Annotated in this window: 15 protein-coding genes; 5 read left to right on the forward strand and 10 right to left on the reverse strand. The window is 60.4% G+C overall.

All coding sequences use genetic code 11. The features are described 5' to 3' along the window. Nucleotides 1–112: 112 nt before the first annotated feature. Nucleotides 113–811: a tellurite resistance TerB family protein gene (locus tag JJD66_RS06465; RefSeq protein WP_200647802.1), complete on the forward strand. Its 699-nt coding sequence runs from the start codon at nt 113–115 to the stop codon at nt 809–811. Here JJD66_RS06465 and JJD66_RS06470 read toward each other — a convergent pair. The 8 genes from JJD66_RS06470 to JJD66_RS06505 all read right to left on the reverse strand — a co-directional run bounded on the left by JJD66_RS06470 (nt 808) and on the right by JJD66_RS06505 (nt 8588). After that, nucleotides 808–1620: a hypothetical protein gene (locus JJD66_RS06470; RefSeq protein WP_200647803.1), complete on the reverse strand. Its 813-nt coding sequence runs from the start codon at nt 1618–1620 to the stop codon at nt 808–810. The genes JJD66_RS06465 and JJD66_RS06470 overlap by 4 nt on opposite strands. An 18-nt stretch (nt 1621–1638) precedes the next feature. Beyond that, a complete protein-coding gene (locus JJD66_RS06475; protein WP_003191350.1) occupies nt 1639–1986 on the reverse strand; it encodes a DUF2493 domain-containing protein in 348 nt (115 codons plus the stop codon). A gap of 64 nt (nt 1987–2050) precedes the next feature. Continuing rightward, nucleotides 2051–4765, reverse strand: a complete 2715-nt coding sequence (mgtA, locus tag JJD66_RS06480) for a magnesium-translocating P-type ATPase (RefSeq protein ID WP_198716157.1) — start codon at nt 4763–4765, stop codon at nt 2051–2053. Between the two features lie 235 nt (nt 4766–5000). Continuing rightward, nucleotides 5001–5294 carry a hypothetical protein gene (locus tag JJD66_RS06485; protein WP_200647804.1) on the reverse strand — a complete coding sequence of 98 codons (294 nt, stop codon included), beginning with the start codon at nt 5292–5294 and terminating at the stop codon, nt 5001–5003. Between the two features lie 318 nt (nt 5295–5612). Next, complete coding sequence (locus JJD66_RS06490; protein WP_054919097.1) at nt 5613–6224, reverse strand: LysE family transporter; 612 nt, start codon at nt 6222–6224, stop codon at nt 5613–5615. A 210-nt stretch (nt 6225–6434) separates the two neighbouring features. Next, nucleotides 6435–6917: an arsenate reductase ArsC gene (locus JJD66_RS06495; protein ID WP_200647805.1), complete on the reverse strand. Its 483-nt coding sequence runs from the start codon at nt 6915–6917 to the stop codon at nt 6435–6437. A gap of 11 nt (nt 6918–6928) precedes the next feature. Next, a complete protein-coding gene (locus JJD66_RS06500) occupies nt 6929–8212 on the reverse strand; it encodes an arsenic transporter (protein ID WP_200647806.1) in 1284 nt (427 codons plus the stop codon). 19 nt (nt 8213–8231) lie between these two features. Next, nucleotides 8232–8588: a metalloregulator ArsR/SmtB family transcription factor gene (locus JJD66_RS06505; protein ID WP_105226909.1), complete on the reverse strand. Its 357-nt coding sequence runs from the start codon at nt 8586–8588 to the stop codon at nt 8232–8234. Nucleotides 8589–8763: 175 nt separating this feature from the next. Here JJD66_RS06505 and JJD66_RS06510 point away from each other — a divergent pair, with 175 nt between their 5' ends. The 4 genes from JJD66_RS06510 to JJD66_RS06525 all read left to right on the forward strand — a co-directional run bounded on the left by JJD66_RS06510 (nt 8764) and on the right by JJD66_RS06525 (nt 10580). Beyond that, entirely contained in the window at nt 8764–8979 is a 216-nt protein-coding gene (locus JJD66_RS06510; protein ID WP_003191339.1) for a hypothetical protein, read from the forward strand. A gap of 71 nt (nt 8980–9050) precedes the next feature. After that, a complete protein-coding gene (locus tag JJD66_RS06515; RefSeq protein ID WP_200647807.1) occupies nt 9051–9746 on the forward strand; it encodes an AzlC family ABC transporter permease in 696 nt (231 codons plus the stop codon). Further along, complete coding sequence (locus JJD66_RS06520) at nt 9743–10054, forward strand: AzlD domain-containing protein (RefSeq protein WP_014718527.1); 312 nt, start codon at nt 9743–9745, stop codon at nt 10052–10054. The genes JJD66_RS06515 and JJD66_RS06520 overlap by 4 nt, the downstream gene beginning before the upstream one ends. 172 nt (nt 10055–10226) lie before the next feature. Beyond that, nucleotides 10227–10580 carry a hypothetical protein gene (locus JJD66_RS06525; RefSeq protein ID WP_200647808.1) on the forward strand — a complete coding sequence of 118 codons (354 nt, stop codon included), beginning with the start codon at nt 10227–10229 and terminating at the stop codon, nt 10578–10580. Nucleotides 10581–10728: 148 nt separating this feature from the next. Here the strand turns inward: JJD66_RS06525 and JJD66_RS06530 are convergent, their stop codons facing one another. Then, nucleotides 10729–11433 carry a YoaK family protein gene (locus tag JJD66_RS06530; RefSeq protein ID WP_200647809.1) on the reverse strand — a complete coding sequence of 235 codons (705 nt, stop codon included), beginning with the start codon at nt 11431–11433 and terminating at the stop codon, nt 10729–10731. A gap of 69 nt (nt 11434–11502) precedes the next feature. Beyond that, the gene (locus JJD66_RS06535) at nt 11503–13137 is read right to left on the reverse strand and encodes an ATP-binding cassette domain-containing protein (RefSeq protein WP_200647810.1); all 1635 of its coding nucleotides are present in this window, start codon (nt 13135–13137) and stop codon (nt 11503–11505) included. Between the last annotated feature and the right edge of the window lie 93 nt (nt 13138–13230).

Raw genomic sequence — 13230 nt, forward strand, 5'->3', positions numbered from 1 at the left:
TCTTGGCGTGATGGCGCCATCATAAAGCTTGCCCGCCCGACGGTCATGGTGTTCCATCGCGGGAGGACTATGTTTGATCAAAGCCACTATTGCGCCCCGGGAGGGCGACACCATGAATACCAGCGATCTACTGGAACAACTGTTGCGTGCAGGGCAGCAAGGCGGCGGCGCGTCGGGCGGCGGCCTGGGCGGGTTGCTAGGTGGGCTGTTGAAGGGCGCCGGCACCGGCAATGCATCTTCGGCTGGCGGCGGTTTGGGTGGTTTACTCGGTGGCCTGGGTGGCTTGTTGGGCGGTGCTCCGGCAGGTGGTACTACCCAGACGCGTAGCGGCGGTGGGATGAACTACGCGGCGCTGGCGTCCCTGGGAATGGCGGCTTTCCAGGCGTACCAAGCCTGGCAACGCCAACAGGCTTCGGCACCGCAGCAAGCTATCCAGACCGTTGACCAGCTTGAAGGGCCTGAAGCCGAAGCCCATAGCCACGGCGTACTGCGTGCGTTGATCGCGGCGGCCAAGGCCGATGGCAAAATCGATGCGCAAGAGCAGCAGATGATTTCTGCCGAGATCGGCCGTCATACCGACGACCCACAATTGCAGCAGTGGCTCGACGCCGAAGTCGCCAAGCCCCTGGATGCCGCCGATTTTGCCGAGTATGCCAATGACCCCGCACTCGCTGCGGAGATTTACCTGGCGAGCGTGATGCTGGTCAATGATCAGCAGGACGCCGAGCGCAATTACCTCGACGACCTGGCCGGTCAGTTGCAAATCGATCCGCAGTTGCAGCTGCATCTGGAGCAACAGGCCAAAGCCTAGAACCTCAGCGTCGCCCCAGTGGTCAGCCACTGGGCGCGATCGCCAATCAGGCTGCGCCCGACCAGCAGGTCCACGTCAACAAATTCACCAATGTGCAAACGCGGCCCGGCCTGCCAGGCCTGTTCGCCGCCTTCCTGGCCATAACGCTCGCCAATCAGCGTGAGCTTCTCTGCCAACTGATATTCGAACCCCGTGCCCCAGGTCAGGCGATGTTGTTGATCACCGTCGTTGTAGGCGTGGCTCCAGCCGGCGTTCAGGTTCAGGCGCAAGGGATCCAGAGGTTGCCAGGTCAGGGGGATGTTCAGGTCTGCGCCGTCAAACCCGTGATGGCGGTCCAGCGCGACATGCGCCCCGACAGCAACCGCCAGTTCCAAGCCCAAGTCTTGCCGTGACAGCACCTGCACCTTGGCTTGCGGGCTGATCTGCGTCTCGCCTTTGCCTGCATCCACGGCCCGTGACAACGCGGCGCCCCATTGCACGGCTGGCATGGCGCTGAACGTGCAGGCGGGCGACAAGGTGCCGTTAGGGGTACTGCCCGCGTGCCGCTGGGCGCTGTACCAGGCGTCGACATTGCATTCACCCGGCGCGTTGATCGTGCCGTCGTCAACCACATAAGCGCCGCCTGCGGCTTGCGCTTTTGACATCAACGCGGCCACCAGGACAAGGCCCAGGGTCACGCCGATAAAGATCAGATTGCGCTGCAATGCACGGCGCTTTGCTGGCGGCAGTAACAGCAGGGTGTGGCGAGAGTGGCGAGCGCGATATTTGGCAAACCCGTCGCGGCGTGCCGGCGTGTGTTTTTTGTGCATGATGCACCTCGCTTGAGTTCAGCTTTCTACGGTCAGCACCGAAATGCCGCTGGCTTTGGCCTGGCAAACCAGCTCCGAGGTATCGTCACCGCCCGGCAGGGCAATGATCAGATCGGGGCGGCTGTCGGCCAGCATGAAGTGATTGCGCTGGCGTTCCGCCTGTTTGCCATGGCGCTGCCAATTGGGTGGATAACGCACCACGTCGATACCGATTTCCCGGGCCCATTCCTCGATCTCACTGCCCAGGAACTGGTTGCCGCCGTGGATCAGTACCTGCACCGGGCGCAGGCGGTGGTAAGCGTCCAGCACATGGCGGGACTTTTTGGTGTCGGCGTAATGACGACCAGCACAGATCAACACGCGCATGAGCAAATCCTTGTATTGCACGCTGGCGACCGAGCGGCCGCCAGCGTTTGAACGGCGGGGAGGGTCAGTACCACTGCTTGAAGCGGCGGATGTAGATCGTCTTCATCAGTTGGGCGACGCAGCAGTAAGCCAGCAAGGTGCCTACCAGCCAAGGGAAGTACGCCATCGGCAGCGGTTGCAGGCCCACCAGGGTGCCCAGTGGCGAGAACGGTACGTAGATGCCCAGGGCGATCACGATGCAGGTCATCATCAACACCGGCCAGGCGGCCGTGCTCTGGAAGAACGGAATCTTGCGGGTGCGCAGCATATGCACCACCAGGGTTTGCGAGAGCAGCCCTTCGATAAACCAGCCGGACTGGAACAGCGTCTGCATTTCCACACTGTTGGCCGAGAACACGTACCACATCAGCGCAAAGGTGGTGATGTCGAAGATCGACGAGGTCGGCCCGATCCAGATCATGAAGCGGCCGATGTTTTTCGCATCCCACTTGCGTGGCTTGGCCAGGTATTCCTTGTCCATCTTGTCCCACGGCAGAGCCAGTTGGGAGATGTCGTACATCAGGTTTTGCAGCAGCAGATGGATCGCCAGCATCGGCATGAACGGGATGAACGCACTGGCCACCAGCACCGAGAACACGTTGCCGAAGTTGGAGCTGGCAGTCATGTTCAGGTACTTCATGATATTGCCGAAGGTTTCGCGGCCCTTGAGCACGCCTTCTTCCAGCACCATCAGGCTCTTTTCCAGCAGGATGATGTCGGCCGATTCCTTGGCGATGTCGGTGCCGCTGTCCACCGAAATACCCACATCGGCATCCCGCAGCGCCGGTGCATCGTTGATACCGTCACCGAGGAAGCCGACGGTGTGCCCGTTAGCTTGCAGCGCCTTGAGCACGCGGGATTTTTGCAGCGGCGTGAGCTTGGCGAATACGGTGCGCTCTTCTACGCGGCGCAGCAGGGTGGCGTCGTCCATGGCTTCGATTTCCACGCCCAGCAGCGGCTGGCCGGGTTCCAGGCCAACCTGGCGGCAGATCTTGCTGGTGACCACGGCGTTGTCGCCGGTCAACACCTTGATCGCCACGCCAATCTGTTGCAGCGCCGCAATGGCCGGGCCTGCGGTTTCCTTCGGTGGGTCCAGGAAGGTCAGGAAACCCTGGATCACCAGGTTGCGTTCGTCGCTGGTGGTGTACTGCTGGCGTGCCAGCGCTTTAGGGATATTGCGGGTCGCTACCACCAGCACGCGGAAACCGTCTTCGTTGTAATCATTGGCGAGCGCCAATAGCGCCTCACGACGGCGGTCATCCAGGGGCAAGGCTTCGCCGGCTTCCATGACATGGGTAGAAATGCTCAGCATCTCTTCCACCGCGCCCTTGCATACCAGCAACTGGTCACCGGCGGCATCCTTGACCACTATCGACAGGCGACGACGGACAAAGTCGAACGGCAATTCATCGACCTTGCTGTAGGCAAACGGCACTTGGAACTTGGGGTTCTGTTCCGAGAACTGCACCACCGCCTGGTCCATCAGGTTTTTCATGCCGCTCTGGTGAAAGCTGTTGAGCCAGGCCAGGGACAGCACGGCGTCATCGCGCTGGCCAAAGGCATTGACGTGATGCTCGAGGATGATCTTGTCCTGGGTGAGGGTGCCGGTCTTGTCGGTGCACAGCACATCCATCGAGCCGAAGTTCTGGATCGCATTGAGGCGCTTGACCACCACTTTGCGCTTGGCCATGGCCGTTGCGCCCTTGGCCAGGTTGGCGCTGACGATCATCGGCAGCATTTCCGGGGTAAGGCCGACGGCTACCGCCAGGGCAAACAGGAAGGCATCGCCCCAATCACCCTTGGAGAAGCCATTGAGGAAAAACACGATGGGTACCATCACCAGCATGAAGCGGATCAGCAGCCAGCTGACACTGTTCACGCCCCGGTCGAAGGCGGTTTGCACCCGCGAGCCGACAATCGCCTTGGCCAGGGAGCCAAAGTAAGTGCGCGGCCCCGTTGCCACCACCACCGCTTTGGCGCGGCCGCTGACCACGTTGGTGCCCATGAAGCAGATGTTCGGCAAGTCCAGCAGGTTGCCCTGGTCGGCGGCCAGCGTAGAGGCGGACTTTTGCGTGACATCGCCCAGGGTGTCGTACTTCTCCACCGGCAAGGCTTCACCGGTCAGCACGGCCTGGCTGATAAACAGGTCGCGGGACTCGATCAGGCGGATATCGGCGGGGATCATGTCGCCGGCTGACAGCTGCACGATGTCGCCGGCCACCAGGTCGCGCATCGGCACTTCGCGCAAGACCGGCTGGGCGCCAACTTGCTCGCGGCGCAGCACGGTGGCAGTGGTGCGTACCATGGCCTTGAGGGCCTCGGCGGATTTGGCCGAGCGATGTTCCTGCCAGAAACGCAACAGGCTGCTGAGCAACACCATGGTCATGATGATGATGACTTTGGTCAGGTCGACTTCTTCACCTGCCTGAAGTGGCAACCAATAGTCGGTGACAAAGCTGATACCGCCCAGGGTCAACAGCACGTAGATGAATGGGTTGTTCAGTGCCTGCAGGAACTGGACGATAGCGTGTGGCGGCTTGTCATGGGCCACTTCGTTATAGCCTTCACGTTGCAGGCGCGCCGAGGCGTCCAGTTCGGTCAGGCCGTCCTGGGTGGCGCGTACATTGGCGAGGGTGGCCGCCAGGCCGTTGTGGGCTTCGCGGGCGGCACGCATCGACAGCCTGGTGTCGGGGGCGGTGCCATTTTTCTTGTGCAGAGGCGTGTTTTTTACGGCGCTCATTGTCTGTACTCCTGTCGCCAATTCTCGACAAAACATACCCTCTACTTACCTGCAGACAGGCGAGCGAAAGCATGCCGAGCCGCGGACTTCGCGATCGGTTTAAATAAAGTATTCACATAACTTATGAGGGCCTGCTAACAGCACGTTAGTTAACTAGCGTGCAGCAGGCTACTACTGGACGTGTTCATAAAGAACTCCAGGGACATCAATAAGAAAGTTGCTGTTTCCAGCCAGGTCAGGCGGCGCAAGTGCTCAGGTAGAGACCGAGCATCAAGCGCGCTTGCGCCAGGCAGGAAACCTGGGGTCTCTGCGGGTCTTGAGGGTCGGCATGATCCCAGTGCTGCACCAGGTGGCCGCTTTCAGGGCAGATACGCCAGTGCGCCAGCGGCGGGGCCGTGCGCACTTGAGGGGAGGGTGTGGCAAAGGTCGAGCGGGTTGGCGAAAAGCCCGCCGGCGCTCGGCACAGCTTGGCGCGCAGGGCTGCAACCAGTGTGCGCGTATCAGGCAAAACAAGGAGTTGGAAGGTCATAACACACCTCGGGACCGGACGGGCGACCGGTGAGGCAGTTACGGTGGAGCATCAAGCTCTAGCGCAGCTTACCGGACCTGGAACGCGAGTCCTGTCATATTCTGGGTTTGGCGCCCGATGCCCGCAAAGGCGGTGCTCGGACAGCGACTAGATACTGTGTCCATTGGCTTCTTTTGTGAGGTTTAAAAAAGGCCCCAGTTGCGGGCACGGGCAATCTACTCAGGGCGTCAGTGAATGTCAACGTATGATTAATTAAATTAGCCCGTGTTCAGAGTTTGTTCAGACAAGAGGCGCGCGTAAGTTGTGGGTTGAATAACTTCATACACCTTGCGCGGCGAGGAGTGCCAGATAGATCAATACTAAACCGCAGGCCGCATAACTCGCACGCTGCCAAGTCGGTGATGCGTTCTTGCGTAGCAGGTTCACCAAGGCGGCGGTAAGAAAACACGAGAGTACCGACGCCAGCATGAAGCCGGCAAAAAACATCAGGGTCTGTCCGTGACTGGGGGTGGTGCCGACAATCCCCGACAGTGCGCTGCCCAAGGCGCCCCAGTAGACGATGTTTTTCGGATTAGCCAAGGAAATCGCCGCGCCCACCGCCAACGCATTTTTGCCTGAGCTGGCAGGGGCATTGTCCATTGCCGGTAACTGCCAGGCATCAATCAGGCTGCGAATGCCCAGCCAGGCCAGGTACAGCGCACAGACGATTGTGAGTGGAACCCGCACTGCATCATGCTGGATCAGCAGTGCGATACCGGTGAGGCCAATCACGGCCCAGACGGCATCGCCCACCAGTGAGCCGAACTGCACCAGCAACGCCGGCGTGAAGCCATGGAGCAAGCCGCGGCGCAGAGTCTCTGCCAGCACGGCGCCGGGGGAAAGGCAAAATACAAAACCGAATACCAGCGCATAGACAAAGATCGACAGCATGCTCAGTTCCTTTCGAGAAAGTGCCAGAGCATACGTCAGTCCGAGAGAGGGATACCACGCCCTCTGCAGGAACGCTCGCGATGGCTGCGTATCAGCCACTGAATCTTCAACTGAATCACCGCTATCGCAGGCAAGCCAGCTCCCACACTGGCCGTGTATTGGCCACAGAATCAGCGCCCGGCACAGGTCCCTGTGGGAGCGGGCTTGCTCCTACAAAGTCTGCGGCGTTGAGGCAATGCGCTGGAGTTCAGCCTTCAATTCATCCGGCGATAGACGTGCAAAGGGCAGCGCAAAAAACGCCTCGCAGCGTGCGGAGATAATGTCGAGGGTGGCCTTGAATGCTGCCTCTACTTGCGCCTCGTCACCCTGCACTTCGGAAGGGTCCTCCAAGCCCCAATGCGTCTTCACCGCTGGGCCGAAATATACGGGGCACGCTTCACCGGCTGCTTTATCGCACACGGTGATGACCACATCAGGCGGACTGTCTTGAAAGGCGTCATTGCCCTTGCTGTACAAACCTTCGATGCTGATGCCCGCTGCCTCCAGCGTGCTCAGGCTACGGGGCAACACCTGGCCCTTGGGAAAACTGCCCGAGCTGATCGCCTCGAATCCCTCCGGCGCCAGGTGATTGAACATCGCTTCGGACAAGATGCTGCGACAGCTGTTGGCGGTACACATGAACAGCACTTTCATTGCAGTCTCCTTTAGATGCTCAGGCGCAACGCGAGGGCGGCGAGGGTGATCAGCAGCACGGGCAGGGTCAGCACGATCCCGACCTTGAAGTAGTAACCCCAGGTGATGGTGATGCCTTTGCGTGCCAGGATATGCAACCACAACAAGGTGGCCAGGCTGCCGATGGGGGTGATTTTCGGGCCCAGGTCGCTGCCGATCACATTGGCGTAGATCATCGCGTCCTTGACCACGCCCACGGCATGGCTGGACTCGATGGACAACGCCCCAATCAGCACGGTTGGCAGGTTATTCATGGCTGATGAGAGCAGCGCGGTCAGCACCCCGGTGCCCATGGCAGCGCCCCACACACCATAGGTGGCGAAGGTGTCGAGCCAGGTGGCCAGGTAGTCGGTCAGGCCGGCGTTACGCAGGCCATAAACCACCAGGTACATGCCCAGGGAAAAAATCACGATCTGCCACGGGGCTTCCTTGAGGACTTTGCGCGTGGAAATCTGATGACCTTTGGCAGCAATCACCAGCAGCAGCACCGCACAGAACGCCGAGATCGCACTGATGGGAATGCCCAACGGTTCCAGGGCGAAACAGCCGACCAGCAAAATACCGAGTACCCACCAGCCGGCACGAAAGGTCGCACGGTCATGGATGGCACTGGCGGGATCTTCCAGGTCGGACGGGTTGTAGGTCTGCGGAATATCCCGGCGGAAAAACCACAGCAGTACCGCGAGCGTGGCGGCGACACTGACCAGGTTCACCGGCACCATCACCGCGGCGTATTCGTTGAAGCCAATCTTGAAATAGTCCGCCGAGACGATATTCACCAGGTTCGACACCACCAGCGGCAGGCTTGCCGTGTCGGCGATAAACCCTGCGCCCATGACGAAGGCCAGGGTCGCCGCCGGGGAAAAGCGCAAGGCCAGCAGCATCGACATCACGATAGGCGTCAGGATCAACGCCGCACCGTCGTTGGCAAACAGCGCAGATACCAGCGCACCCAGCAACACCATATAGGCAAACAACCGCCGGCCGCGTCCACGGCCCCAGCGCGCCACATGCAGCGCCGTCCAGGCGAAGAAGCCGGCTTCGTCCAGCAACAGGCTGATGATGATCAGCGCGACGAAGGTGCCGGTGGCGTTCCAGATGATGTGCCACACCGCCGGGATGTCCGCCAGGCTGATCACCCCGCAGCCCAGCGCGAGGATCGCGCCCAGGGTAGCACTCCAGCCTACGCCCAGGCCCTTGGGTTGCCAGATGACCAGCACGATGGTGACGAGGAAAAGCGCAATTGCGACAAGCATGAATAAACGCTCCGATGGCTCAGCAGCAGGTGCTGGCCCGTTGTGGTCTGTCGCCCATTGCATTCAGACGCATTGCGTCGTCCTGCAACCATGGCTGGTTGGCTTGTAGGGTGGTGTCCAGCACCTGGGTGACCCAGGCGGGCAGTGCCGGATTGATGCGGTAGTAGATCCATTGCCCTTGACGTCGGTCCACCAGTAGCCCGCAACTGCGCAATTGCGCGAGATGGCGGGAGATTTTTGGCTGGCTGTCGTCCAAGGCATGGATCAACTCACACACGCAAAGTTCGCCCTCGCGCAGGATCAGTAAGGTCACCCGTGCACGGGTGGCATCGGCCAGGCACTTGAACAGGGTGGGAGGAGAGAAGAGGTCTGACATGGTCAAGGGCTTTTCAAGTAGATATATTCGAATATACGTATTTTCATATATAGGTCAAATCTTGTTTCAATTGATATGGATCAAAACCCTTTAAAAGCGCCACAACTGTTTGAAATTAAAATGAAACACAAATGTCCTAACGTGCCTGCCCATTGCTGATGAAGGAAGACCCCGCGTGACCCGAGCCACCCGCAACCTGCGCAAGACCCTGGATTCCGTCGCGGAAAATAACGAAACCGCGGCCTTTGACCTGATGCGCGCCGTGGAAAAACTCGGCGATGAAGTGCTGCGCCAGCGCCTGCTCAATACCATCCACCGGCTGAACCAGGATGCGTATGAATTGCGCGAAGCCCGAGATTCGGTGGAGCAGGTTTCGGTAAAGCTCGCCTGAGCAAGATCGTTCAAGACAGCCTTCCGTTCGTGCTGGCATGCTTGTCGACTGTCTGTCGATGAGCCGCTTCCATGCCCACTGCATTACCTCATTACGCCTTCACCCGCGGCGCCATCGCCGTCATTCCCTTATCCCTGGCTTGTGCGCCCTGGGGGTTGCTGGCCGGCTCCATGGCCATCGACGCGCAATTTACCCCGCTGCAAGCCCAAGGCTTGTCTGCCATTGTGTTTGCCGGTGCCGCACAACTGGTGGCCATCGGCATGGTCAAGAGCGGTGCCAGCCTGATTTCCATCGTGCTGACCACCTTGCTGCTCACATCCCAGCATCTGCTCTATGGCATGCACATGCGTCCTACGCTGTCTTCGCTCAATACCCGTTGGCGCATGAGCCTGGGGTTCTTGTTGACCGATGAATTCTTTGCCCTGGTCAACCACTACGACCGCGAGACCTTCAATCGCTGGTACGCCTTGGGCGTCGGCCTGACGTTTTACCTGATCTGGAACCTCTTCACCCTCGCCGGCATTGTGCTGGGCAAAAGCATTCCCGGCCTTGATCAATTGGGGCTGGAGTTCTCGATTGCCGCGACCTTTATTGCCTTGATCACCCCCGTGGTGCGCGACGTGCCCACGGTGGTATGCGTTGCCGCGGCACTGCTGAGTTCGGTCTGGTTGAGTTATCTGCACTGGGAATCTGCGGTGGTGGTCTCGGGCGTGCTGGGGATGAGCGCGGGGTTTGCCTGTAAACGGCTGGGAGTGGGGCAACGATGATTTACCTGATGATTGTGGCCATGGGCCTGGTGGTGTTCTTCAACCGTTACCTGTTTATCGAGCCACGCTTGCCGGTACGGCTCAATCGCGGCGCGCGTGAATTTCTGGGCTTCGCCGTGCCGGGCATGCTCACCGCGATCTGCGGGCCGATTATTTTCCTGGCTGACCATCGGCTCAACCTGAGCCCGAGCAACCCTTATCTGCTGGCCGGCATCTGCGCCGTGGCGTTGATGTACTGGACGCGCAGCGTATTGACCACCGTGCTATTGAGCATGGCGCTGTTCTATCTGTTCCGTTGGTGGTTTTGATACCCAGGCAAAAAAAAGCCCGCGGGGTGGCGGGCAGAAGGGAGACTTCTAAAAAATGAGCCTGGCCACTATAGGCGGCGTGTTTGCCCTTCACAGTGAAACAAAGTTCATGGGCGCGTCAGTTGGCAGACGCACAGTGGTAGAGTCACGGTTTTTCCAAGGAAGCAATGGCATGCACAAAGTGGTAATGGGCGCATTGATACTGGCGGTACTGACCGGTTGCGCCGGTTCGAAGATGAAGGAAGCGCGCGCAGGCAGCCCCTACAAAACCCTGGCGTCAGACAAGGCCACTCTGGTCGTTGCCCAGTGCATCCAGTTCGGCTGGCAGGATGAAAGCGTGTTCGGCGTCGATGCTGGCGGCTTCAAGGAAGCGACCGAGGCCGGTGGTTTTACGGTGTATACCACCGGTGGCGATTACTTTGTCGATGTACTCAGCAGCGGCGCGGGTTCTACGGTCAACTACTATGCAGCACAGGACAATATGCCGGCCAAACGTCGCCTGGCAGCACTGGCCACTTGTCTGTAAGTCGGTTGCCTTAGTCATATTCCGAAACGCCTGGCAGGACAGCCGCTGGGCATTGGCCTATGATTCACGTGCTCGTTCGACGTGATGGCTCTTTACCGGTACACGGATGTCGAGGCTTAAACGTCGAACGAGCTCCTCCACCCCAACCTCACCGGGGCATGAAACCCAAGTGCCAGCGTCGCGGAATCAACAGTGTCGCCACCCCCAAGGCCGCAGCCAACGCACCACTGACCCACAATGCGCGCAGGCCCATCTGCTGTTCCAGCAGTGCACCGATCACAGCGCCAACGAACATCCCGCCCCACGGAATCAATTGCACGCGCCAGCCATTGCGGCGCTCGCCCAATAGCCAACGGCCCAGCCCGCGACCAAAGCGTGACAGCGCCCCGGTGACGTAGGTCAGCCCCACCGGCAGCCCGTTCACCTCCTCGACGGCGGCGTTGAGCATGCCCATGGCAATGATCGCCGCGAGCAACGCGGGCAAGGTGTCGGTCGATGGCCACAACGCCGCAGCGCAGAGCAAGGCGCCGATGCACAGCAATAAGGGCAACGCATGGCGCTTGCTGAAACGGCTGACCAGCACGCCCAAGGCATTGCCGACCACGAAGGTGGCGACCAGCAATACCAGCCGCCCGGTGAGCCCCAGGTCGCCCGCACTGATGGCCACCGCCAGGCGCGTGGTGTTACCACTCATGAACGAGACGAAATCGCCGCTGGCCATGAAACCGATCGCATCGGTCATGCCCGCCAGCACCGACAGGCAGGCCACCAGCATCAAGCCCACGCGCCCGCGCCAGCGCTGACGACGGGCGAGTGTGGCATTGGTGTAAGGCTTGCGGGACGAAGGCAGCATGGGGCTGGTTTCCTCGGTGAGATTATCCGGCCACTACCGTAGGGCGCTTTGCCTGTCCGCGCAATGACCTCAGACACGCTCCAGTTGCCAGCCGGTGGCGTGCCACGTCAGATGGTGAGTCGGCTCGATCGCCTGCAAGAATGCCTCGTCGTGTGATACGGCCAGCAGTGCGCCGGTAAACCCCTTTAATGCCTGCTCAAACGCAAGCACTGACTCCAGGTCCAGGTGATTGGTGGGTTCATCCAACAACAGCAATTGCGCCGGTGTATCACGCCACAAGGCTACGGCCATCGCGGCTTTCAAGCGCTCGCCGCCGCTGAGTTGCCCTGCCGGCTGCGTAACCCGCAGCGCGTCCAACTGCAACAACGCCAGACGTGTGCGCAGTTCGGCTTCGGCTAGCGGCGTGTCGAGCAGGTTGAGTTGCTCGACAAGGCTGCGCCGGTCGTCCAGCAGCGCCAGGTGCTGATCAATGTACGCACTGGGCACCGCTACGCTGCACTCGCCACTGACCACCTGCCAGTGGCCGGCCAGCAGTTTGAGCAAGGTCGATTTGCCGCAACCGTTCGGCCCACGCACGGCAACGCGAGCCGGACCTGTCAGGTTGAGCGTCAGGTAGCTGACGGGCGCCAGGGGATCGAGCCAGGGCAATTGCGCCTGCTCCAGCACCAGTACCTGGCGGCCATTGGGGACGGTCGAGCCTGATAATGCGAGCAGTGTGGGCGTCTCATCCGCCACGCGCTCGTAAGCCTGGCGCACCTGGGCGTCGAGTTGGTTTTTGCACGCATGATGGGCGCTGCGCACGCTGCTGACGATCTCCTTTGCTGCGCTTTTCCAGCGCGCCTTGGTAAAACGGTCGACGTTGGCGGTCTCGGCCTGTTTACGTGCGCGTGCGGCATGGCGCTGCAGGTCGTCGTGGTCTTTTTGCAGACGCCGACGCTCACGGCTGCGGGCCAGACGCGCCTGTTCCCACGCAGCAATCGCGGCCTGCTGGTGAGTATCGCGTTGCTGGCGATAGGCGTCGTAGTTGCCGCCGTAGACCTGAATGCCAAGGGGCGAAAGCTCTATGATGCGGCCCATGACGTTGAGCAACTGTCGATCATGGCTGACCACCACCAGGCCACCGCGCCAATCGCGCAACACACGCAACAGCCAATCGCGCCCGGCAGCATCAAGGTGGTTACTGGGCTCATCCAGAATCAGCAACGGCGGCGCAGCCAACAACGCCCCGATCAGCGCGACCCTGGCGAGTTGGCCACCGCTGAGTTGATCGGCCGGGGTACTGGCACTGAGGGTCTGCAAACCCGCTGCATCCAGTGCCTGGCGCAGGCGCTCGGCGAGGTCCCAGCGATCGTCGATCAGTTCCAGGTCACCGAGGCGTGCATCGCCCTGGGCCATACGTGCAAGGGCAGCCAAGGCTGCGGCAGTTGCGGTGATATCGGCGATGGTTTGCCCTGGTTGAGCCGTGATGGCCTGGGGCACATAGGCAACATGGGCCGGTTTTTTCAACGTGCCGGAGGAGGGCAGCAGCACGCCGGCCATCAACTTGGCCAGGATACTTTTGCCCCGTCCATTGCGCCCGACGATACCGGTAGGCGTTTGATCAATGGACAGGTTCACGTCGGCCAGCAAGGTTTCGCCATTGGCGAACTGGAAAGACAGGTGTTGCAGGGAAACAAGTGCGGGCAGCCGTTTGACGTCAGTCATCAGCACCTCCAAAAAAATGTCGAACAGGCCAACAAGCGCGCCAGGCGGCTCGTTGCAGATACATTTTGGAAGGCTTAGATGTTCACGTCGGCG

The organism is Pseudomonas sp. MF6751 (genome assembly GCF_016613265.1).
GTDB lineage: Bacteria > Pseudomonadota > Gammaproteobacteria > Pseudomonadales > Pseudomonadaceae > Aquipseudomonas > Aquipseudomonas fluorescens_BV.

What these genes read in the sequence shown, in the direction of transcription:
- JJD66_RS06465 (WP_200647802.1), top strand. Translation starts at nt 113, where the DNA reads ATGAATACCAGCGATCTACTGGAACAACTGTTGCGTGCAGGGCAGCAA.
- JJD66_RS06470 (WP_200647803.1), bottom strand. Translation starts at nt 1,620, where the DNA reads ATGCACAAAAAACACACGCCGGCACGCCGCGACGGGTTTGCCAAATAT.
- JJD66_RS06475 (WP_003191350.1), bottom strand. Translation starts at nt 1,986, where the DNA reads ATGCGCGTGTTGATCTGTGCTGGTCGTCATTACGCCGACACCAAAAAG.
- mgtA (WP_198716157.1), bottom strand. Translation starts at nt 4,765, where the DNA reads ATGAGCGCCGTAAAAAACACGCCTCTGCACAAGAAAAATGGCACCGCC.
- JJD66_RS06485 (WP_200647804.1), bottom strand. Translation starts at nt 5,294, where the DNA reads ATGACCTTCCAACTCCTTGTTTTGCCTGATACGCGCACACTGGTTGCA.
- JJD66_RS06490 (WP_054919097.1), bottom strand. Translation starts at nt 6,224, where the DNA reads ATGCTGTCGATCTTTGTCTATGCGCTGGTATTCGGTTTTGTATTTTGC.
- JJD66_RS06495 (WP_200647805.1), bottom strand. Translation starts at nt 6,917, where the DNA reads ATGAAAGTGCTGTTCATGTGTACCGCCAACAGCTGTCGCAGCATCTTG.
- JJD66_RS06500 (WP_200647806.1), bottom strand. Translation starts at nt 8,212, where the DNA reads ATGCTTGTCGCAATTGCGCTTTTCCTCGTCACCATCGTGCTGGTCATC.
- JJD66_RS06505 (WP_105226909.1), bottom strand. Translation starts at nt 8,588, where the DNA reads ATGTCAGACCTCTTCTCTCCTCCCACCCTGTTCAAGTGCCTGGCCGAT.
- JJD66_RS06515 (WP_200647807.1), top strand. Translation starts at nt 9,051, where the DNA reads ATGCCCACTGCATTACCTCATTACGCCTTCACCCGCGGCGCCATCGCC.
- JJD66_RS06520 (WP_014718527.1), top strand. Translation starts at nt 9,743, where the DNA reads ATGATTTACCTGATGATTGTGGCCATGGGCCTGGTGGTGTTCTTCAAC.
- JJD66_RS06525 (WP_200647808.1), top strand. Translation starts at nt 10,227, where the DNA reads ATGCACAAAGTGGTAATGGGCGCATTGATACTGGCGGTACTGACCGGT.
- JJD66_RS06530 (WP_200647809.1), bottom strand. Translation starts at nt 11,433, where the DNA reads ATGCTGCCTTCGTCCCGCAAGCCTTACACCAATGCCACACTCGCCCGT.
- JJD66_RS06535 (WP_200647810.1), bottom strand. Translation starts at nt 13,137, where the DNA reads ATGACTGACGTCAAACGGCTGCCCGCACTTGTTTCCCTGCAACACCTG.